The 19,270-nt window shown below is 72.3% G+C and carries 20 protein-coding genes; 15 read left to right on the top strand and 5 right to left on the bottom strand.

Translation table 11 applies throughout. The features are described 5' to 3' along the window. Nucleotides 1-17: 17 nt before the first annotated feature. The 6 genes from ribH to OG332_RS08110 all read left to right on the top strand — a co-directional run bounded on the left by ribH (nucleotide 18) and on the right by OG332_RS08110 (nucleotide 4,927). A complete protein-coding gene (gene ribH / locus OG332_RS08135) occupies nucleotides 18-515 on the top strand; it encodes a 6,7-dimethyl-8-ribityllumazine synthase (RefSeq protein WP_327412814.1) in 498 nt (165 codons plus the stop codon). Nucleotides 516-561: 46 nt separating this feature from the next. Beyond that, nucleotides 562-843, top strand: coding sequence for a phosphoribosyl-ATP diphosphatase (locus OG332_RS08130; RefSeq protein ID WP_327412813.1), 282 nt, complete (start codon nucleotides 562-564; stop codon nucleotides 841-843). A gap of 56 nt (nucleotides 844-899) precedes the next feature. Beyond that, entirely contained in the window at nucleotides 900-1,748 is an 849-nt protein-coding gene (gene hisG, locus OG332_RS08125) for an ATP phosphoribosyltransferase (RefSeq protein WP_327412812.1), read from the top strand. A 44-nt stretch (nucleotides 1,749-1,792) separates the two neighbouring features. Then, a complete protein-coding gene (locus OG332_RS08120) occupies nucleotides 1,793-2,257 on the top strand; it encodes a PH domain-containing protein (RefSeq protein WP_327412811.1) in 465 nt (154 codons plus the stop codon). A 199-nt stretch (nucleotides 2,258-2,456) separates the two neighbouring features. Then, nucleotides 2,457-3,887 carry a hemolysin family protein gene (locus tag OG332_RS08115; RefSeq protein ID WP_327412810.1) on the top strand — a complete coding sequence of 477 codons (1,431 nt, stop codon included), beginning with the start codon at nucleotides 2,457-2,459 and terminating at the stop codon, nucleotides 3,885-3,887. Beyond that, nucleotides 3,884-4,927 carry a hemolysin family protein gene (locus OG332_RS08110; protein ID WP_327412809.1) on the top strand — a complete coding sequence of 348 codons (1,044 nt, stop codon included), beginning with the start codon at nucleotides 3,884-3,886 and terminating at the stop codon, nucleotides 4,925-4,927. Before OG332_RS08115 ends, OG332_RS08110 begins: the two co-directional genes overlap by 4 nt. A gap of 208 nt (nucleotides 4,928-5,135) precedes the next feature. Here OG332_RS08110 and OG332_RS08105 read toward each other — a convergent pair whose 3' ends face one another. Together OG332_RS08105 and OG332_RS08100 are read right to left on the bottom strand one after the other, a co-directional pair. After that, a complete protein-coding gene (locus OG332_RS08105; protein ID WP_327412808.1) occupies nucleotides 5,136-7,052 on the bottom strand; it encodes an AAA family ATPase in 1,917 nt (638 codons plus the stop codon). Nucleotides 7,053-7,439: 387 nt separating this feature from the next. After that, complete coding sequence (locus OG332_RS08100) at nucleotides 7,440-8,075, bottom strand: uridine kinase family protein (RefSeq protein WP_327412807.1); 636 nt, start codon at nucleotides 8,073-8,075, stop codon at nucleotides 7,440-7,442. 109 nt (nucleotides 8,076-8,184) lie between these two features. Between OG332_RS08100 and OG332_RS08095 the strand changes: the two genes are divergently transcribed. From OG332_RS08095 to OG332_RS08085, 3 genes are all read left to right on the top strand, one after another. Next, on the top strand, nucleotides 8,185-9,552 hold the full coding sequence (locus OG332_RS08095) for a peptidase C39 family protein (protein ID WP_327412806.1): 1,368 nt from the start codon (nucleotides 8,185-8,187) through the stop codon (nucleotides 9,550-9,552). A gap of 117 nt (nucleotides 9,553-9,669) precedes the next feature. After that, nucleotides 9,670-10,104 carry an SPW repeat protein gene (locus OG332_RS08090; protein WP_327412805.1) on the top strand — a complete coding sequence of 145 codons (435 nt, stop codon included), beginning with the start codon at nucleotides 9,670-9,672 and terminating at the stop codon, nucleotides 10,102-10,104. 191 nt (nucleotides 10,105-10,295) lie between these two features. Beyond that, entirely contained in the window at nucleotides 10,296-10,448 is a 153-nt protein-coding gene (locus OG332_RS08085; protein ID WP_327412804.1) for an SCO1431 family membrane protein, read from the top strand. A gap of 18 nt (nucleotides 10,449-10,466) precedes the next feature. Here the strand turns inward: OG332_RS08085 and OG332_RS08080 are convergent, their stop codons facing one another. Continuing rightward, the gene (locus OG332_RS08080; protein WP_327412803.1) at nucleotides 10,467-10,685 is read right to left on the bottom strand and encodes a hypothetical protein; all 219 of its coding nucleotides are present in this window, start codon (nucleotides 10,683-10,685) and stop codon (nucleotides 10,467-10,469) included. Nucleotides 10,686-10,714: 29 nt separating this feature from the next. Here OG332_RS08080 and OG332_RS08075 point away from each other — a divergent pair, with 29 nt between their 5' ends. Beyond that, nucleotides 10,715-11,413 carry a TetR/AcrR family transcriptional regulator gene (locus tag OG332_RS08075; protein WP_327412802.1) on the top strand — a complete coding sequence of 233 codons (699 nt, stop codon included), beginning with the start codon at nucleotides 10,715-10,717 and terminating at the stop codon, nucleotides 11,411-11,413. A 147-nt stretch (nucleotides 11,414-11,560) separates the two neighbouring features. Further along, nucleotides 11,561-12,733 (top strand): acyl-CoA dehydrogenase family protein, encoded by a 1,173-nt coding sequence (locus OG332_RS08070; protein ID WP_327412801.1) that lies wholly within the window; start codon nucleotides 11,561-11,563, stop codon nucleotides 12,731-12,733. 46 nt (nucleotides 12,734-12,779) lie between these two features. Here the strand turns inward: OG332_RS08070 and OG332_RS08065 are convergent, their stop codons facing one another. Continuing rightward, entirely contained in the window at nucleotides 12,780-12,995 is a 216-nt protein-coding gene (locus tag OG332_RS08065) for a hypothetical protein (RefSeq protein ID WP_327412800.1), read from the bottom strand. A 989-nt stretch (nucleotides 12,996-13,984) separates the two neighbouring features. On the opposite strand from OG332_RS08065, the gene OG332_RS08060 reads away from it, so the two are divergent. Further along, nucleotides 13,985-15,118, top strand: a complete 1,134-nt coding sequence (locus OG332_RS08060; protein ID WP_327412799.1) for a hypothetical protein — start codon at nucleotides 13,985-13,987, stop codon at nucleotides 15,116-15,118. Nucleotides 15,119-15,135: 17 nt separating this feature from the next. Then, nucleotides 15,136-16,227 carry a phosphotransferase family protein gene (locus OG332_RS08055; RefSeq protein ID WP_327412798.1) on the top strand — a complete coding sequence of 364 codons (1,092 nt, stop codon included), beginning with the start codon at nucleotides 15,136-15,138 and terminating at the stop codon, nucleotides 16,225-16,227. 34 nt (nucleotides 16,228-16,261) lie between these two features. Here the strand turns inward: OG332_RS08055 and OG332_RS08050 are convergent, their stop codons facing one another. Further along, nucleotides 16,262-16,741: a hypothetical protein gene (locus OG332_RS08050; protein ID WP_327412797.1), complete on the bottom strand. Its 480-nt coding sequence runs from the start codon at nucleotides 16,739-16,741 to the stop codon at nucleotides 16,262-16,264. Between the two features lie 217 nt (nucleotides 16,742-16,958). Here OG332_RS08050 and OG332_RS08045 point away from each other — a divergent pair, with 217 nt between their 5' ends. Both OG332_RS08045 and OG332_RS08040 read left to right on the top strand, forming a co-directional pair. Continuing rightward, nucleotides 16,959-17,399 (top strand): Lrp/AsnC family transcriptional regulator, encoded by a 441-nt coding sequence (locus tag OG332_RS08045; protein ID WP_030011705.1) that lies wholly within the window; start codon nucleotides 16,959-16,961, stop codon nucleotides 17,397-17,399. 126 nt (nucleotides 17,400-17,525) lie between these two features. After that, nucleotides 17,526-19,145 (top strand): amidohydrolase, encoded by a 1,620-nt coding sequence (locus tag OG332_RS08040; RefSeq protein WP_327412796.1) that lies wholly within the window; start codon nucleotides 17,526-17,528, stop codon nucleotides 19,143-19,145. Nucleotides 19,146-19,270 lie beyond the last annotated feature (125 nt).

The following is a 19,270-nucleotide window of genomic DNA, read 5'->3' as shown; positions in this document are numbered from 1 at the left end:
CACCGAGGAGCAGAGCTGTGAGCGGCAAGGGCGCACCCGAACTGAGCGTGAAGAACTGCGGAGACCTCCGAGTCGCCGTGATCGCGGCCCAGTGGCACGAGAAGGTCATGGACGGACTGGTCGACGGCGCACTGCGGGCGCTGCACGAGCTGGGCATCGACGAGCCCACCCTGCTCCGCGTCCCGGGCAGCTTCGAGCTGCCGGTCGTGGCGAAGGTGCTGGCCGGCCGCGGATACGATGCGATCGTCGCCCTCGGTGTGGTCATCCGCGGCGGCACCCCGCATTTCGACTACGTCTGCCAGGGCGTCACCCAGGGCCTGGTCCAGGTGTCGATCGACACCGGAGTCCCCGTCGGCTTCGGTGTGCTGACCTGCGACAACGACGAGCAGGCGCTGGATCGCGCCGGGCTCGAGGGGTCGAACGAGGACAAGGGGCACGAAGCGGTCACCGCCGCCGTGTCCACCGCCATGACCCTGCGGACCGTCAGCGAACCCTGGCGCAAGTCCAAGGAGTGAAACCCGGCACGGGGACACCCGGGTGAGCCCTTACCCTAGGGACATCATGGCGAACGAACCCTCCAAGACCTTTGAAGAGCTCTTCACCGAGCTCCAGCGCAAGGCCGCCGAAGGCGACCCCAGCACCTCCCGCACCGCCGAGCTCGTCCACAAGGGCGTCCATGCCATCGGCAAGAAGGTCGTCGAGGAGGCCGCCGAGGTCTGGATGGCCGCCGAGTACGAGGGCAAGGAAGCCGCCGCCGAGGAGATCTCCCAGCTGCTGTACCACGTCCAGGTGATGATGGTCGCGCGCGGGATCTCCCTCGACGACGTCTACGCGCACCTCTGATCCACGGCACGCACACCCGCCCGTAACCATGCACACCACGCACCAAAGGAAGTCCCATGCTGCGCATCGCCGTCCCCAACAAGGGTTCACTCTCCGGACCGGCGTCGGCGATGCTCCATGAGGCCGGCTACCGGATGCGCAAGGAGTCCAAGGAGCTCGTGGTCGTCGACCCCGAGAACGAGGTGGAGTTCTTCTACCTCCGCCCCAAGGACATCGCGATCTACGTCTCCTCCGGCAAGCTCGACATCGGCATCACCGGCCGCGACCTGCTGCTCGACTCCGGCGCCAGCGCCGAGGAGATCCTGCCGCTGAACTTCGGCCGGTCCACCTTCCGCTACGCCACCACCCCCGGCACGGCGCAGGGCCCCGAGGACTTCCACGGGATGACGATCGCCACCTCGTACGAGGGAATCGTCGCCAAGCACCTCGCCGAGAAGGGGATCGACGCCTCCGTCGTCCACCTCGACGGCGCGGTCGAGACCGCGATCCAGCTCGGTGTCGCCCAGATCATCGCGGACGTCGTCGAGACCGGCACCAGCCTGCGCAACGCGGGCCTGGAGGTCATCGGCGAGCCGATCCTCACCTCCGAGGCCGTCGTGATCCGCGGCAACGGCGCCGACGCCGACGACCCGCAGGTCCAGCAGTTCCTGCGCCGTCTCCAGGGCGTCCTGGTCGCCCGCAGCTACGTGATGATGGACTACGACTGCCGCGCCGAGCACCTGGAGCGCGCGGTCGCCCTCACCCCGGGCCTGGAGTCGCCGACCGTCTCCCCGCTGCACAACGAGGGCTGGGTCGCGGTCCGCGCCATGGTCCCGGCCAAGGAGGCCCAGCGGATCATGGACGGCCTGTACGAGCTCGGCGCGCGCGCGATCCTCACCACCTCGATCCACGCCTGCCGGCTCTGACCCGTCCGACCCGCGCCACCACTGCAGAAGGCACCTGAACCACCATGGCCGAGTCCGCCGCCCAGCCCGAACCGCCCGCCCTGCCGGTCACCTTCCGGCCGACCCGTACCCGGGCGGTCCTGCTGGGCGTCGGCCTCGCCATGTTCGCCACCATCACCTCCATCGCGGTGATGCTGGAGCGCCTGCAGCCCGGCGAGCGGATCAGCTTCGTCTTCGTCGCCGTCCTGCTGTCCTCCGTGCTCGTCCTGCTCAGCCGACCCAAGGTGGTCGCGGACGAGGCCGGAGTCACCGTGGTCAACCTGACCACCACCCGCCGCCTGGAGTGGGCGCAGATCCTGGGGGTGAACCTCCGCCCCGGCGACCCGTGGGTGTTCCTGGACCTCAGCGACGGCACCAGCCTGCCCGTCCTCGGCATCCAGCCGGGTGTCGCCAAGCAGCAGGCGATCGGCGACGCCCGCGCCCTGCGCGCCCTCGTCGATTCCCGCGGAACCGGCGCGAACGACAACTGAGACCGCCGATCCTCGTCGCTGCGTACCGTTGCGGCCGGGATCTCAATGACTACCCTGGTGGCGGGGCGCAGTCGTGCGCCCTCCCACCGGCCCGGGACCCCGAGGTCCGTGGGCACCTGCGACTTGAGGAGTGACTCCCTCCAGCAATGGACGGATCGTCCGGTAGTACCCGCGCCGCCCTCCCCCCGGAGGCGGCGGCATGACCATTCCGCTACTCCTGCTCGCGGCGGCATTCGCCCTGATCCTCGCCAACGGTTTCTTCGTGGCAGCCGAATTCGGCCTCGTCACCGTGGAGAGACCCGAGGCCGAGCGCGCCGCAGCCGACGGTGACCGCCGTGCCCGCACGGTGGTCGAAGCCCTGAAAGAGCTCTCCTTCCAGCTGTCCGGCACCCAGCTCGGCATCACCATCACCTCCCTCGTGGTCGGCATGCTCGCCGAGCCCGCCCTCGCCGCACTGCTGGCCGGGCCGCTCGCCGCGACCGGCCTGCCGAAGGGAGCCGTCCCCGGCGTCGCCGTCGTCATCGGCATGCTGCTCGCCTCCGCCGTCCAGATGGTCGTCGGCGAGCTCGTACCGAAGAACTGGGCGGTCTCCCGGCCGCTCCAGGTGGCCCGCTTCGTCGCCGGCCCGCAGAACGCCTTCTCCCGCGCCTTCCGGCCGGTCATCGCCGGCCTCAACGCCGTCGCCAACCGGCTCGTCCGGGCGCTCGGCGTGGAGCCGACCGAGGAGATGGCCTCCGCCCGCACCCCCGGCGAACTGGTCTCCCTGGTCCGCCATTCGGCCCAGGCCGGCGCCCTCGAACAGGACACCGCCGACCTCTTCGTACGGACCCTCTCGCTGGGCGAGCTCACGGCCCAGCACGTCATGACCCCCCGGGTGAAGGTCAGCGCCCTGATGCACACGGCCACCGCGGCCGACGTGCTCAACCTGACCCGCGCCACGGGTCTGTCCCGCTTCCCGGTCTACCGCGACCGCATCGACGAGGTCACCGGCGTGGTCCACCTCAAGGACGCCCTCGCCGTGCCCGAGTCCGACCGCGACCGCACCACCGTGAGCCGGATCTGCGTCGCCCCTCTGCTGGTGCCCGGCTCCCTGCCGGTGCAGCCGCTGCTGGAACGATTGCGCAGCGAACAGCCGATGGCCGTGGTCGTCGACGAGTACGGCGGCACCGCCGGCGTGGTCACGCTGGAGGACATCGTCGAGGAACTCGTCGGCGAGGTCCGCGACGAGCACGACCTGGCAGAGGACGGCAGCCCCGAACTGGCCGCCGTAACGGCCGAGGACGGCCGCCCCTCCTGGGAGGCCGACGGCAGCTGCCGGGTGCAGACCCTGCGCCGGATAGGCCTGGAGGTGCCCGAAGGACCGTACGAGACCGTCGCGGGCCTCGTCGCCGACCTGCTCGGCCGGATCCCCGCCCCCGGGGACCGCGCCGAACTCCCCGGCTGGAAGCTGTCCGTCCGCCGGGTCGGCCGCAACCGCGCCGAGCTCGTCCGCCTGGTCCGGCAGACGGCGGTGCCCGCGGCCGGCGGGTACCGGCCCGCCTCCGTGGCCGACGGCGCCGGCCTGCTCGGCTCCGGCCGGCACGGCGAAGGCGCCCCGCAGCGGGCCGAGCTGGAAGGCGCCTCCCGGTGAACGTGCTCCAGCTCCTCTTCGCCCTGCTGCTGGTCCTCGCCAACGGCTTCTTCGTCGGCGCCGAGTTCGCACTCGTCTCCGTACGGCGCAGCCAGATCGAGCCCCTCGCGGCCGACTCCAAGCGGGCCCGCCAGGTGCTCCACGGCCTGGAGAACCTGCCGCGCATGATGGCCGCCGCGCAGTTCGGCATCACCATCTGCTCGCTCACCCTCGGTGCGGTCGCCGAGCCCACCGTGGCCCGGCTGCTGGAGCCCGTCTTCCACGCCGTCCACGTACCGCAGGGCCTGATCCACCCCCTCGGCTACGTGCTCGCGCTCGCCGCCGTGGTCTTCCTGCACCTGGTCATCGGCGAGATGGTCCCCAAGAACCTCGCCATGGCCGCCCCGGAGAAGACCGCCCTGTGGTTCAGCCCCGGCCTGGTCGCCTTCGCCCGTCTGTGCGGGCCGGTCACGACCGCGCTCGGCGCCTGCGCCAAGCTCGTCCTGAAGCTCTTCAAGGTCGAACCCAAGGACGAGGTCGAGGCCGTCTACACCTCCGCCCAGCTGGGCCGGCTCCTCAAGGACTCCCGGCAGGCCGGGCTCCTGGAGCCGGTGGAGCAGGAGCGGCTGGAGGACGCCCTCGAACTGGGCAGCCGCCCCGTCAGCGACGTCCTCCTCGACCGGGACCGCCTGGTCACGGTCGGCCCCGACGTGACCCCGCGCCAGATCGAGCAGCTGACCGTGCGCACCGGCTACTCCCGGTTCCCCGTCCGTGCCGCCAGCGGTGCCTTCATGGGCTACCTGCACGTCAAGGACGTACTGGACCTGGAGGACCGGGAGCGGGCCGTGCCCCAGCGGGTCTGGCGCCGGATGACCACGCTGTGCGCCACCGTCCCGCTGGACGACGCCCTCGGCGTGATGCGCCGCGACGCCACCCACCTGGCGCAGGTCGCCGACCCCGGCGGCCGGGTCCTGGGCCTGGTCGCCCTGGAAGACGTCCTGGAAATGCTGGTCGGCGAGGTCCGCGACCCGTCACACCGCGCTTACGCGCGCGGCGCGTAGCCGCAGCTCTGCTGCGCCGGGTCCGGGGGCTCCGACCCCGGACCCGCGCTTCTCGAACGCCGGCGGGGCTGGATGTTCCAGCCCCGCCCGGCGTTTGAGGGCACGGGCGCGGAGCGCACGTACGGGTCCGGGGCGGAGCCCCGGGCAACGGTGAAAGGGCGGGGCGGGGAGACGGCTCCGCGCAGCGGCACCCGGCATTCCGCCGGGGTCACAACGGCGGCTCCGGCCGTTCCTGGGGCCCGCGGCCCGACAGGACCTCCCCGTACGCCTGCATCAGGTCCGGCAGCCGCAGCGTGGCCAGGTCGTCCCGCGACGGCTCACCCGCGAAGCCCGCCAGCCGCAGATCCCGGTACGCGCAGCTCTTCTCGTACAGCGTCCGCAGGAACCGCCCGTTGCCGAGCTCGTCGATCCAGCCCTGCTCCACCACGTGCCCGCTGATGCTGCGCAGCTCCTCCAGCGACTCCTCGTCCCAGTGGTCCCCGTTCGCGTCCGCCAGCACCCCGCCGATCGCGGTCAGCTCCAGCGGCCGGTAGCTGGGGAAGTCCACCCGGGTGGTGAACCGCGAGGACAGCCCGGGATTGGCGGCCAGCAGCCGGTCCATCCCCGCCGGATAGCCCGCCAGGATCACCACCAGGTGGTCCCGGTTGTCCTCGGCCCGCTTGAGCAGCACCTGCAGGGCCTCGTCGCCGTACGCGTCGCCCTTGCTGTAGCCCGAGTTCGACAGCGAGTACGCCTCGTCCACGAACAGCACCCCGCCGATCGCCGAATCGATCAGCTCGTTCGCCTTCACCGCGGTCTGGCCCAGGAACTCGCCCACCAGGTCCGCCCGCTGGGCCTCCACCAGATGGTCCCCGCCCAGCAGCCCCAGCGCGTAGAAGACCCGCCCCAGGATCCGGGCCACCGTCGTCTTCCCCGTCCCCGACGGCCCCGAGAAGACGAAGTGGCGCTTCGGCGGCTGTACCGGAAGCCCCTGCCCCGCTCTCAGCCGCGCCATGTGCAGCTGCGCCGAGAGCGCCTTCACCTGCCGTTTGACCGGTTCCAGGCCCACCATCCGCTCCAGCTCCGCCAGCGCCTCGGCGAGCGCCGCCGGGTCGGCCGGACCGGCCGGCAGCCCCTCGGGCGCGCCCTGCGGCGGGACGGGCACCTTGCGCCGGGCGCCCTCCACCCGGCCCGCCGGGGGAGTCGGCGGAGCCAGTGGGTCCGGCTCGGCCTGGTTGTCGGCCGCGATGTCCTGGACGGGCCCGCCGCCCAGCGCGACCGCCGCGAAGTCCCCGCCGGCGGGGGAGGGGCCGTGCCCGGCGTAGGCCCCGTAGCCGGCGTACCCCGCCAGACCCGCCAGATCCGCCATGCCGTCGGTGTCGTCGCCGTCCTCGATGGCCGTCAGCCGGGCCGCGGTGTCCATGAACGAGGGATCCACCCGGTGCACCGCCCGGTACAGTGGCAGCGCCGCCGCGCTGCGCCCGGTGCCCTCGTGCGCCCGCGCCAGCCAGTACCGCAGCTCCTTGCGCTGCGGCTGCTCGCTGCGACATCGCATCAGCGCCGCCGACAGCATCGGCTCCGCCTGCCCGTACATCTCCAGCCGGACCCGGGCCATCCCGCCGAACAGCCCCGCCTCGATCCCCAGCAGCGGATCGTTCACCAGCGGCTCGGTGTGCCGGACCAGTTGCTCCCAGTCCTTGACCAGATAGGCCCGGCAGGCGTGCAGGAACCGTACCTGGGAGTCGGTGTCCACCGGCGGCAGCGCCGCGAGGGCCTGGTCCAGCTCGGGCACGTGCCGGCCGTCCAGCCAGTGCGAGGCGTGGGCGAGCAGCAGGTCCCGCCGGCTCTCCAGCACCGGCTGTACCCACCAGCCCAGCCAGTACCAGGAGTTCAGCGTCCGCCGGTGCCGGGCCCGCTGCTCGCCGAAGCGGTCCCGGTGCGCGTACATCCGGAGTAACGCGTTGCCGGTGTCCACCCGGAGCGCGTGTAATCCCAGCCAGGCGTCGGCCATCGAGGGATCGAGTCGTACGGCCGCCCGGAACTCCTCCTCGGCCTGCGGATACGCGCCCATGGTGCAGGCGTCGACTCCGCGCAGCCAGGCTAGTTCGGCCGGGGCGTGCATGCTGCCCGGCGTGCCGAAATCCATCACGTCCCCCACAAGCCTGCCCCCGTGGTGCGCGGCAACCCCCGCTTCGAGCGCGCGAGTTGACCGGTGCCCCCGGCTGGCGTCGCTGAAATCAGGGCTGCATCGTACCTGCGGTTTCGCACCTTACGTAGGGCGCGACGGGCCGGGTTCGGGCGTGCGCCCCAGGGGCACCCGGTGACTCAGGGTGAAGATCCGGGGCGGATCCGCCTCGCGCGACACCCGTGGGAAGGGAGTTCGCGGGCAGAACGAAGCCCCCGATCACGGGGGAACAATCGGGGGCTTCGTTCTGCGGCAGCCGTGAGGCCGCGCATTGAGAACGTAAGGCCGGTGCGGGCCCCAGGTCAAGCAGGTCGGTGGAGGCCTGGCGGAGGGGATTTTCCGGGCTGCTCAGGCCCGGGGGAGTTCGTCACCCTCGGTGACGGAAGCGGCGGTTCCCGCCGTCGCACCGGTCCCGGAAGACCACTCGTATCCCGTACCGCACTGGCGCACCAGGGTGTCGGCGAAGGGGCGCGAAGGGTCATTGGAGAAGTGCGCGTGCTCCGCGCGCTCCCATCCGTCCCAGAAGTCGGAAAGTTCACGCCCGTCCCGGTTTCGCCCCCGCAGCCAGGACTGCGCACGAGGCGTCTCCATCCACAGCAGCCCCGCCAGATGCGGCCGCAGCGCCCGCCGGCCGGCCCCGACCCCCTCGATCAGCAGCACCGGCGCCGGCTCCAGCACCCGCTGCGGCCCGAAGCGGCGCTCCACCCAGTCGTACGGGGCCCAGTGCGCGGACCGTCCCTCGGTGAGCGGCTCCAGCACCTGCGCGCGCAGCCGCTCCTCCCAGCCGAACAGCTCCTCGTGGCTGGCCACGTCGTCCAGGTGCAGTACGGGCGCCCCGCCCAGCGCTTCGGCGAGCCGCCCCGCGAAGGTGCTCTTCCCGGATCCGGCGTGACCGTCGATCCCGATCAGACGCACCGGGCCGAGGGAGACCGGCAACGCGGCAAGCTCCCGGGCGAGTGACTCAAGTGACTGCTGTGGCTCCACCCGACCAGCGTAGACAAGCCCGACACGACCCGTGGCTTCGGCGTACGGCCGCCGGGAACTGGAAGGGTGAAGCCACCGAAGCGCCGACCCACCCCGGGGGAACCTCGCGATGACAGCATCCACGCCACGCAGGGCCGTACTCGTCGCCGCACTCGCGGTCGCCACCGCGGCGACCGCCGCCGGTGTCCCCGGCGGCAGCGCCTCGGCCGCCGCCCGGCCGACCCCACGGGCAGCGGGCCGCACCGTCGACAACCGCTTCTGGTACTCCTTCGCCCACTGGCTGGCCGGGACCCACAAGGGCACCACCGCCGTCGGCGGCGCCCGTCCCGGCCTGGAGATCAAGACCGCCGCCGGCCGTACCGAGTACGCCGATCCGCACACCGGGAGGAAGAGCGTATGGGAGTACTCCACCTGGACCTCCCCGGTGCACCGCTCCACCGTGCCCGCCACCGAGGCCATCGCCTCCTGGAACGCCCGCACCCCGGGCGGCACCTGGATCCAGATCGAACTGCGCGGCACCTACACCGACGGCACCGCGACCCCCTGGTACGTGATGGGGCGGTGGGCCTCCGGGGACCGGGACATCCGCCGCACGTCGGTGGACGGCCAGACCGACGGGAAGTCCACCGTCTGGACCGACACCCTGGCCGTCGACGCCCCGGCCGCGGCCGCCGGGCTGCGGATCACGGACTGGCAGCTGCGCCTGACCCTGCACCGCAAGCCGGGCGCGGACCGCGGCCCCACCGTGTGGCTGGCGGGCGCGATGGTCTCCGACGTCCCGGACCGGTTCACGGTCCCCGCCTCCGCCCCCTCCGGCCGCGCCCACGAGCTGACGGTCCCGCGCTACTCGCAGGAGACCCACGCCGGGCAGTACCCCGAGTACGACAACGGCGGCGAAGCCTGGTGCAGCCCCACCTCGTCGCAGATGATCATCGAGTACTGGGGCGGAAAGGCCAGTGCCACCGCCCTGACCTGGGTGAACCCGAGGTACGCCGACCCGCAGATCTGCCACGCGGCCCGCTCCACCTACGACGCCGCCTACAAGGGCTGCGGCAACTGGCCCTTCAACCCCGCGTACGCGGCCACCTACCGCGGGCTCGCCGGCGTCGTCACCCGCCTCACCGCACTGTCCGAGCTGGAGACCCTGGTCCGGGCCGGGATCCCGGCCATCACCTCGCAGTCCTTCCGCACGGAGGAGCTCACCGGCGCGGGCTACGGCACCGCCGGCCACCTGATGACCGTCATCGGCTTCACGGCCGCCGGGGACGTGATCGCCAACGACCCCAACTCGCCCGACAACCCCGCCGTCCGCCGCGTCTACAAGCGAGCCGAATGGGAGACCATCTGGCTGCGCACCAAGCGCCACGGCGCCTCCGGCAAGGTCGCCTCGGGTACCGGCGGCATCTGCTACCTCTACTTCCCGGCGGCCCTCGGCGCGGCGCACGCGGCCGCGCTGACGGCGGTCGGCGTGCTCTGAGGAAGCGCCGAGAGAGGTCTCGGAAAGCTTCGAGAAAGCTCCGCTGGTTTGGATGGCTTAACGGGCGAAATATGGGCATAAAGGGCATATAAGGCTCCTTGTAGGAGGCAGTCCGCCATGACCACTCATCCCAGCAGCATCGAGCACCACCCGGACCTTGCCGAGATGCGCACTCGGTTCGAGCGGGTGACCAGCACCCCTGCCGCGCAAGCCGTTGAAGCACTGGCCCTGGTCACGGGCCTGTACCTGGCGGCTTCGCCGTGGATAGCCGGGTTCAGCGTCCTGACCCCGTTGGCCATCAACAACCTGATCGCCGGCCTGGCGTTCTGCCTGTGCATGGGCGGTCTGGGGTCCGCTTACGAACGCACCCATGCGATGGCCTGGACCGCCGTCGCACTCGGCGCGTGGACGATCATCGCCCCGTGGGCCATCGCCGGAGAGATGGACACGACTCGTTCGGTGGTCAGCAACGTGATCACCGGAGCCGTCGCACTCTGCCTCGGCCTCGCGATGGCGGGCATGGCGGGGCGCAACCGCGATTCCCGCATCTGACGATCCCCGCGTCTGGCGAAGGCGGCCGACCAGCCGCCGGGCCCCTGCCGCACCCTTCGTTTTCGGGGGCGGCGGGGGCCCGGCGGTGTGATGTCCGATGTGATGCCGATGCGATGTCCGGTGTGATGCGTGCCACCAGGTGACCATCGTCATCTACCGCGAAGGCCGCGAACGCTGGCACATTGGACATCATGACTGCCGACAGCGCCGCCCCGACCGCCCCCGCCCTGGACCTCGTTCGCACCGGAGGCCCCAAGGACGACTCCTCCTGGCTGGAGCACGTCCTCGGCTGGACCCTCGTGGTCGTCGTCGCCATGTTCGTCACCCAGGTCGGCTGGCTGTAGCCGCGTCCGCCCTCGCTCTCACAGCCGCCTCCACGGCCGCCTCCACAGCGCCTGCTCGGCGCTGACCCGGGTCATGAAGACGAACGGTGGGATGCGGTAGTCGCGCAGCGAGGCCGCTTGCCGGCATCTCTGTTCCGGTTCCGGTTCCTGCCGCCGCCGTCCGGGCTCGTCCGGTACGGACCCTCCAGAGGTCGAGGCGTCCCGGCCGATCGGGAAGTGCTGCCATACTTCGGGCACGTTGTGGCGGTTCGAGGCTAGGGCTGAATTTGAATAATAGTCAACAGCGCGGCACGACCGAGCGTTCACAGGCTCGCAAGGCAGAACTCATAGCAACCGGGCGCAAGTTGTTCGCCGACACCTCGTACGACGCGCTCTCCATGGACGACATCGCCAGGCATGCGGGCGTCGCCAAGGGCTTGATCTACTACTACTTCAAGAGCAAGCGCGGCTACTACCTCGCCATCGTCGAGGACTCGGTCGCCGAGCTCGTCGCCCGCGCCGGCGGCGACGCGGACCTCCCCGACGCGGAGCGCGTCCGCCGCACCATCGACGGCTACCTCCACTACGCCGAGCACCACCGCGCCGCGTACCGCACCATCGTCACCGGCGGCGTCGGCTGCGACGCCGAGGTGCTCGCCGTCCGCGACGCCGTCCGCGAGGAGCTGGTCGCCACCATCGCCGAGGGCGCGTACGGGCACCGTGCACTTCCGCCGGTCGCCCGGCTCGCCCTCGTCGGCTGGCTCTCCTCGGTCGAGGGGATCACTCTGGAATGGATCGGTGGGCTGGGTGGGATCGAGGCGGTGGGGCAGCCCGATCGCGCCGAGCTCGGGGCCCTGCTCGTGCGCCAGCTGCGCGCGACACTGACGGTGATCGAGGAATTCGTCCCGGAGTGTCCGGCACCTCCCGCTACCGAAGGACCGTTCGGTCAGCGTGACGATCTTGCCCCGGTGACGGGAAGCCCGTGATCGGGCATACTCAAGCCGCCGCAGCCGCTGAACAGCCCATTCCGTGATCCGGGAGGGCACCATCGGCTGTGAGAGCACCGAGACCCGGCGGCGCGTCCCACACCTCACGCGTCGCCGCCGTGCCCGACCAGGGAGGAGAGCGCCGCCATGACAGACCGCGCCCCGCAGCCGGTGGACCGTCAGCTGCCCACCGAGGAGTCCCGCGACCTCCTCGCCCTCGTACGCGAGATCGCCCAGCGGGAGATCCGCCCGAAGGCCGCCGAGGAAGAGGACTCGGGGACGTTCCCCCGCGAGGTCTTCACGCTGCTCTCCGAGGCGGGGCTGCTCGGCCTCCCGTACCCCGGCGAGTACGGCGGTGGCGAGCAGCCGTACGAGGTCTACCTCCAGGTCCTGGAGGAGCTGGCCGCGGCCCGCCTGACCGTCGGCCTCGGCGTCAGCGTGCACTCCCTGGCCTGCCACGGCCTGGCCGGCTACGGCACCAAGGAGCAGCAGGGCGCGCACCTGCCCGCGATGCTCGGCGGCGGCCTGCTGGGCGCCTACTGCCTGTCCGAGCCGGCCGCCGGCTCCGACGCCGCCTCGCTCACCACCAAGGCGGTGCGCGACGGCGACGACTGGATCATCACCGGCACCAAGGCCTGGATCACCCACGGCGGAGTCGCCGACTTCTACACCGTCCTCGCCCGCACCGGTGCCGAGGGCCCGAAGGGCATCACGGCCTTCCTGGTCCCCGGGGATGCGGCGGGCCTGACCGCGGCCGTGCCCGAGAAGAAGATGGGCATGAAGGGCTCGCCCACGGCCCAGCTGCACTTCGACGGCGTACGGGTGCCGGACGCACGCCGGATCGGCGAGGAGGGGCAGGGCTTCACCATCGCCCTGGCCGCGCTGGACGCGGGGCGTCTGGGCATCGCCGCCTGCGCCATCGGCGTCGCCCAGGCGGCGCTGGACGAGGCGCTCGCGTACGCCCTGGACCGCAAGCAGTTCGGGCACCCGATCGCCGACTTCCAGGGGCTGCGCTTCATGCTGGCCGACATGGCCACCAAGATCGAGGCGGGGCGCGCGCTGTATCTCGCGGCGGCGCGGCTGCGGGACGCGGGCAAGCCGTTCTCCCGCCAGGCGGCCATGGCGAAGCTGTTCTGCACGGACGCGGCGATGGCCGTCACCACGGACGCGGTGCAGGTCCTCGGCGGCTACGGCTACACCGCGGACTTCCCCGTCGAGCGCCTGATGCGCGAGGCGAAGGTCCTCCAGATCGTGGAGGGCACCAATCAGATCCAGCGCATGGTCATCGCCCGCCACCTGGCGGGGCCGGAGACCCGCTGACCTTGGCCCGGGGCCGGGGCAGGGGCGGGGGCCGGGGCAGGGGGGGCTAGTACAGCCCGCTGCTGGTGGTGGGCCAGACCGGGGAGGACGTGAGCCGGGACCACTCCGGGTCGCGCCGACCGGGCAGGGTGCGGCCGGCATCGGCCCACCGGGCCAGCAGGTCGCGGTAGATCGGCGGATCGGGCGTCTGCTGTTGCTGTTGTTGCTCGCGCTGGTGTTGGTGCTGATGACGCTGAACCGATTCTTCGAAACCCGGCGGCATCGGCCGACGCCTTCGGCCGGTTGAAGACTGAAGCATGGTCATGCACGGCCAACGCGGGAGTGAAGGGCCGGGTAATCGCCCCCGGGGTACGGGTATCCGTTCGAGCCCTCCCCGGGGCGGGATCCGGTGGGGCGGGATGGAGGGGGTTCGGGGGTTTCCCGTCGGTCTCATGGTCTTCCGTGGCGGGCCGGTCCCTCAAGGGCGCTCCCTTCGGTCGCGTCGCTGCGCGATGGCCTGCGGCCCCCCTTGACCGACCGTCCCGCCACGGAAGATCGAAGACAGCCGGGAACCCCCAAAGGAACGGGCCGGGCGATCAAGGCAGGGACGGCCCCGTCGGTGGCCACCGGCCTGGCCGGGGGCGCATCAGATCGCTACGCGGTTCGCATGTCTCAGCGGCTGCCGGCCGTCTGGGGTCGGGCATAGGCCGCCACTGATCGGTGCGGGCTGCTGCATGACGGCGGCCGACCGCCGTCTGTGGCTGGATGCAAGCCGTCACCGATCGCTACGCGCTTCACGTGTCTCAGTCGCCGCCGGCAGTCCTGGATTGGACGTAGGGCGGCACCGGTGGCTGCGTGCTTTGCACCTCTCAGCTGCTGCCGGCCGTCTGTGGCTGGACTAGGTCGCCATCGATCCCGCATGACGACGGCCGCCGGCCGCCCGATGCCGGTAGGCCGCCTTCCACCTCTACGGGCTCCTCCGTGACTGCGGCCGGCGGCCGCCGGGGGTTGGACCCCAGCCACACCCCGGTCCAGTTCGGCCGAGTTGAGCTTCTGCCGCTCCTCCCCCTCGATCGGCCTTCATCGTCCCCACTGGGCCCTCCCGGCCCCGGCCTGGCCTCCCGGCCCCGGCGCGGCCCAGTGGCCCAGCGGCCTGGCGTGGTGTGTCGGGGTGTCAGAGCGTGCCAGAAGGGTGGCCGTGGGTGGTGTTTCTGACGTACCGTCATATTCGCCTGAGCCGCCCCCCGAAGCCGTCCGTCCAGGAGGTCCGCCATGTCCGTCGACCGGCCCGTCGCGCTCGACGAGTACCCCATCCACCAGGCCCCCCTGTCGATGAAGCACCTCGTCAGCGGCGACCGCAACGCCTACGACCGCTGCATCTTCCACGTCTTCGACCACGCCGGCCGCGCCGTCCTCATCCTCGGCCTCGGCGTCTACCCCAACGTCGGGGTCATCGACACCTACGCCACCCTCCGCCTCGGCGACGAGCTCCTCGCCGTCCGGGCCTCCGACGCCCTGACCGACGATCGGATGAATCTGTCCGTGGGGCCCCTGTCCATCACCGTCGACGTTCCGCTCAAGCGGCTCACGCTCCGCTGCGCGGCGGACCCGGCAGACCCGGACGGGCTCTCGTACGACGTCACCTGGACCGCCGAGTTCCCCGCCGTCTGGGAGCCCCACCACGTCCAGCGGCGCGGCGACCGGCTCATGCTGGAGGGACGCCGCTTCGTCCAGGCCGGTGGCGTGAGCGGCGTCATCCGGGCGAAGGGGGAGGAGTTCGTCCTCACGCCGGGGGAGTGGACCGGTACCCGCGACCGGAGTTGGGGGGTGCGGCCGATACCCGGTGAGGAAGGTGGCCGCGCCGCCGACGAGTACCGGCCCGAGGGGTTCCACTGGCTCTGGATCCCGGTCCGCTTCGAGGACCGCTTCGTCATGGTCATCGCCCAGGAGGACGCCGACGGGCACCGCACCCTCAACGAGGCCGTGCAGGTCTTCCCCGAGGGCAGCGGCCGCCACGACGTCCAGCTAGGCTGGCCGCACACCGAGATCCGCTACCGGCCGGGCGGCCGGCACCCCGAGCGGGCCGTCGTCCATCTCACCGACCCGTCCCGCAAGCCCCTCGAACTGGGCGTGGAGATCCTCAACAGCTCCCCGCTGGCCGTCGGCGCCGGCTACCCGCCCGCCGACGACTGGCAGCACGGCACCTGGCAGGGGCGCGGCTGGACCGACCGCCGCGTCTACGACCTGTCCGACCCCGCGGCCCACCCCCTGGCCGCCTTCGGGGTCACCGACCACTCGGCCCGCTTCACCCTCGACGGGCGGACCGGTCACGGGATCTTCGAGCACGGCAGCTTCGGCCGCCACGACCCGAGCGGCTTCGCCGACTACTCCTCCGTCGCCCAGTAGCAGGAAGGGGCTCACCCATGGTCATTGCACCACGCCCGCGCACCTCCACCCGGGAGCCCGAAGAGCTCGGCCGGCGCCTCGCCGCCTGGCTGGACACGCGGCTCCCCGGAGCGAAGGTCGCCAACGTCTCGGTCCCCGGATCCAACGGGATGTCCAGCGAGACCCTGCTCTTCGACATAGAGCACCCCGACACCCCGCTCCGCGCCTGCGCACTGCGGCTCGCCGCCGACCCGGCCGCCTACACCGTCTTCCCGACGTACGACATGCCGCGCCAGCACCGGGTGATGCGCCTGGTCGCCGAGCACACCGACCTGCCCGTGCCGCGGGTGCAGTGGCTGGAGGAGGATCCGGGGCCGCTGGGGGCGCCGTTCTTCGTGATGGCCCGTGCCGAGGGCCGGGTCCCGCCCGACGTCATGCCGTACACCTACGAGGGCAACTGGCTGCACGCCGCGACCGACGCCGAGCGCGCCGGGCTCCAGGAGGCGAGCATCTCGCTGCTCGCCCGCCTGCACGACCAATTCCCGGCCAAAGAGGCCGAGTTCCTCCTGCCGGACGGCAAGGGCACCCCGCTGCGCCGACACGTGGACGCCCAACGCGCCTACTACGCCTGGGTGGTGGGCGGACTCGCCCCGTCCCCGCTCATCGAGCGGGCCTTCGCCCGCCTGGAGGAGCTGTGGCCGGCGGACGAGGGCCCCGCGGTCCTCAACTGGGGCGACGCCCGCATCGGCAACGTCATCTACGACGGCTTCACGCCGGTGGCCGTCCTGGACTGGGAGATGGCGGCCTGCGCCCCGCGCGAGGTGGACCTCGGCTGGACCGTCTACCTCCACCGGTTCTTCCAGGACCTCACCGCCGGCTTCGGACAGCCCGGGCTACCGGACTTCCTGCGCCGCGAGGACCTGGAGCGCAGGTACGCCGAACTCACCGGGCACGTCCCGCGCGACATGGAGTTCCACACCCTCTACGCCGCCCTGCGGCACGCCATCGTGATGCTGCGCATCGCCTACCGGCAGGCGCACTTCGGCGAGGTGGAGATCCCCGCGGACCCGGACAGCCTGATCCTGCACCACGCCAGTCTGGCCGCCATGGTGCAGGGAACGTACTGGTAGGGGTCGGACAGGGGGCGGGACGCCCGGGCGGCGGTCAGGCCGCCTGGGCGTGCTGCTGCCGCGTCTGCGCCTGCGGCTGCGGGAGCACCGGGCTCACCACACGGACCGGAAGCGAGCCCGGGCCGCCCATGTGCGAGAAGGGCTGTGTCCGCCAGTCCAGGCCCTGGGGCAGGGTCGACAGGACGACGGGATCGAGCTCCGGGGCCTGCACCGGCTGGATCACGCCCACGGTGGGCAGCGCGTCCGTGGCCGGCCGCCCGGTGCCCGCGCACACCGTGAGTCCGAAGGGGTTCCACGGGGTCAGGCAGAGCGCGTGCTGCGGCAGGAACTCCTCGTCCGCGACAAGGGCGATCGACTGGCCGCAGTCGGGGCAGATCGCGTGGTGGATCTCGAATCCGTCGAGGTCGTCCGGGTATTCGGCGTACGAGCCGTCCTCGGGGTACGGGCCGTCCCCGGATACGAGCGGTTCCAGGGGCTCCGGTTCGGTGCGACCGGCGCGCTTGGTGTTCAGCATGGATGTACTCCCCCTTGGGTGGGCCGGGCGGGCAGGTTCTACGGCCTCGGCCACAGCAAGCAATTCCCGTCGAGCGTCACGAGTAACCACAACAGACCGGCCTGCGCCTGCATACCCCTGTGGCCTTGGTCACATGCCTGGCGCAGATGCCTCCAGTGGGCGGACACCACTGGGCTTGGAGTGCCCTTGGGCCTTAAGTTGAGCGGCTATGAGCGCAATGGAGGAGCTGGACCGCCAGATCGTGGATCTGCTCGTACGGGACGGGCGGATGAGCTACACGGATCTGGGCAAGGCCACGGGACTGTCCACGTCGGCAGTCCATCAGCGAGTACGCCGTCTGGAACAGCGCGGGGTGATCCGCGGGTACGCGGCCGTGGTCGACCCGGAGGCCGTCGGCCTGCCGCTGACGGCGTTCATCTCGGTCAAGCCCTTCGACCCGAGCGCCCCGGACGACATCGCCGACCGGCTGGCCGGCGTCCCCGAGATCGAGGCCTGCCACAGCGTCGCGGGCGACGAGAACTACATCCTCAAGGTGCGCGTCGCCACGCCCCTGGAGCTGGAGGACCTCCTGGGCCGGCTGCGCGCCCTCGCCCACGTCTCGACGCGCACGACGGTGGTCCTGTCCACCCCCTACGAGGCCCGCCCGCCCCGCGTCTGATGCTTCACGCGGCCCTCGCGTGACCCGGCCCCGCCCGGTGGAGGGGCGGGCCGGGGAAGGCCGCCCGCAGGGCCCGCCCCGCACCCACGTCCACGCGCGCCCGGCGAACACGCGAAACTTGTCCCCATGACCGAGCGCGCGACACCCGCCCCCACCGACCCCACCCGCACCGTCCTCCTGCGCGGGGGCGAGGTCCACAGCCCCGCCGACCCCTTCGCCACCGCGATGGTCGTCGAGCGCGGCCACATCGCCTGGGTCGGCTCCGAGGGCGCGGCCGACGCCTTCGCGCAGGGCGTGGACGAGGTCGTCGATCTCGGCGGGGCGCTCGTCACGCCCGCGTTCACCGACGCCCACGTCCACACCACCTCCGCGGGCCTGGCCCTCACCGGGCTGGACCTCAGCGGAGCGCGCTCGCTGACGGCCGCGCTGGACCTCGTACGCGGGTACGCCGCGAGCCGTCCGGCCGACCGGGTGCTCCTCGGGCACGGCTGGGACGCCGCCCGCTGGCCGGAGCGCCGGGCGCCGCGCCGCGCCGAGCTGGACGAGGCCGCCGGCGGTCGCCCGCTCTACCTCAGCCGCATCGACGTCCACTCGGCGGTGGTCACCACGGCCCTGCTCGACCTCGTCCCGGCCGTGCGGCCCGAAGGGGACCAGCCGCTGACCGCCGACGACCACCACGCCGTGCGGCGGGCCGCCCTGGCCGCCGTCACCCCGGCCCAGCGCGCCGAGGCCCAGCGGGCCGCCCTCGACCGGGCCGCCTCCCTCGGCATCGGCTCCCTGCACGAGTGCGGCGGGCCCGACATCTCCTCCGCCGAGGACTTCACCGGCCTGCTCGCGCTGGCCGCCGAGCGGCCCGGGCCGCGCGTCTTCGGGTACTGGGCCGACCGGGACCTGGGACTGGCCAAGGCGCTCGGGGCCGTCGGGGCGGCCGGTGACCTCTTCGTCGACGGCGCCCTCGGCTCGCACACCGCCTGCCTGCACGCCCCCTACGCCGACGCCTCGCACACCGGCACCGGCTACCTCGACCAGCAGGCCGTCACCGAGCACGTGGCCGCCTGCACCGAGGAGGGCCTCCAGGCCGGATTCCACGCCATCGGCGACGCCGCGATCACCGCCGTCGTCGAGGGCGTCCGGGCGGCCGCCGAGAAGGTCGGCCTGGCCCGGGTCCGTGCCGCCCGGCACCGGGTCGAGCACGCCGAGATGATGACGCCCGCCGCCATCGCCGCCTTCGCGGAGCTGGGGCTCACCGCCTCCGTGCAGCCCGCCTTCGACGCGGCCTGGGGCGGCGAGGACGGCATGTACGTCGACCGGCTGGGAGCCGAGCGCGCCCGCACCCTCAACCCGTACGCGGCCATGCTCAAGGCGGGCGTGCCGCTGGCCTTCGGCTCGGACGCACCGGTCACCCCGCTCGACCCCTGGGGCACGGTCCGGGCGGCCGCCTTCCACCGGACCCCCGAGCACCGCATCTCCGTACGGGCCGCCTTCACCGCCCACACCCGGGGCGGCTGGCGGGCCCTGGGCCGCGACGACGCGGGGATCCTCGTACCCGGCGCCCCGGCCGACTACGCGGTCTGGCAGACCGGCGAACTGGTGGTCCAGGCCCCCGACGACCGGGTCGCCCGCTGGTCCACCGACCCCCGCTCGGGCACCCCCGGACTGCCCGACCTGACCCCCGGATCCGAACTCCCGGTGTGCCTCGCCACGGTCGTCGGCGGGCGGGAGGTATTCGTACGCCCACAGGGGTGATCCGGTGTGCCTCGGTTCGGTACGGGCGGTCGGACCCGGATAAGTTCGGCCGGGTCCACCACAGGACGTCCGTGCCGGACGGATCCGTCTGCTCAGCGCGCCCGCGCCTCGGGGGCGAGGGAAGG

The organism is Streptomyces sp. NBC_01233, assembly GCF_035989305.1.
GTDB lineage: Bacteria > Actinomycetota > Actinomycetes > Streptomycetales > Streptomycetaceae > Streptomyces.
The sequence above is the reverse complement of the archived record's forward strand: the minus strand, read 5'-3'. Positions and strand labels throughout refer to the sequence as shown.